1 protein-coding gene is annotated in these 412 nt (G+C 46.1%); it reads right to left on the bottom strand.

The genetic code is table 11. The annotated features are described in order from the left end of the window. Window positions 1-120 precede the first annotated feature (120 nt). A partial coding sequence (locus tag IV91_RS19255; protein WP_233418480.1) for a hypothetical protein occupies window positions 121-412 on the bottom strand: 292 nt, incomplete at its 5' end.

Genomic DNA, 412 nt, shown 5'->3' with positions numbered 1-412 from the left:
ATTCACCCTACTGGTACCAAGGGGAACGATGACCCCGGTGGAGTGTCAACTAAAGATTCTGGAACTTTGCTGCGCATGGGCCGATTCCTGAAAATGCTACTGCTACAACTGCTACATTTGCTACGCTTCAGGGTGGAAAAGGGGCAGTTGTAGCAGTAGCAACTTCAAAAAAATTGTTTGGGGACTGAAGACACACGCCCCCGCCATGGGGAGATCATTTTTTTTTTTTGAAATTTTTTGCAACCTTGATAATTCGCAACTGTTACGATATGACGAATCCGTTACAGTTGCGAAAAAAAAGGAGACTGACATGGATTCAGTCACTGTTACAAAAAAGAAGCCAGGGCGACCGACAAAATCAACGGATGGAGTGGCAATGCCTCCACGACTCCGCCAGAGGTTGTATCGACAA

It is taken from the genome of Ferrovum myxofaciens (assembly GCF_000735045.1).
In the GTDB taxonomy this organism is placed as follows: domain Bacteria; phylum Pseudomonadota; class Gammaproteobacteria; order Burkholderiales; family Ferrovaceae; genus Ferrovum; species Ferrovum myxofaciens.
The sequence above is the reverse complement of the archived record's forward strand: the minus strand, read 5'-3'. Positions and strand labels throughout refer to the sequence as shown.